Source organism: Neisseria sp. P0016.S008, assembly GCF_051957775.1.
In the GTDB taxonomy this organism is placed as follows: domain Bacteria; phylum Pseudomonadota; class Gammaproteobacteria; order Burkholderiales; family Neisseriaceae; genus Neisseria; species Neisseria flavescens_B.
Genome location: NZ_JBQCWB010000040.1, coordinates 1 through 241 on the forward strand (window position 1 = coordinate 1; position 241 = coordinate 241).

Consider the following 241-nt stretch of genomic DNA (forward strand, 5'->3'; position numbering starts at 1 on the left):
GACTACTAGGGTATCTACCGCCCGGTCATTGTTGGCAACTATGTCTGGTTTGATGACAATCACAATGGTCTGCAAGAGCCAACTGAAATGGGTGTTGAAGGTGTGTAGGTAACGCTCTACAACGCTCAGACAAATCAGCCTGTCACGCTCGATGCCACGGGGAATTCCATTGTGCCACAGATCACCGATAGCAATGGCTTTTATCGTTTTGAAGGCTTGCTACCCGGCAGCCTCCCGTAGG

The 241-nt window shown here is 50.6% G+C and carries 1 protein-coding gene; it reads left to right on the forward strand.

Annotated features, from left to right (window positions below):
• Window positions 1–27 precede the first annotated feature (27 nt).
• Window positions 28–108 carry an SdrD B-like domain-containing protein gene (locus ACTHS8_RS10900; protein WP_440373718.1) on the forward strand — a complete coding sequence of 27 codons (81 nt, stop codon included), beginning with the start codon at window positions 28–30 and terminating at the stop codon, window positions 106–108.
• Window positions 109–241 lie beyond the last annotated feature (133 nt).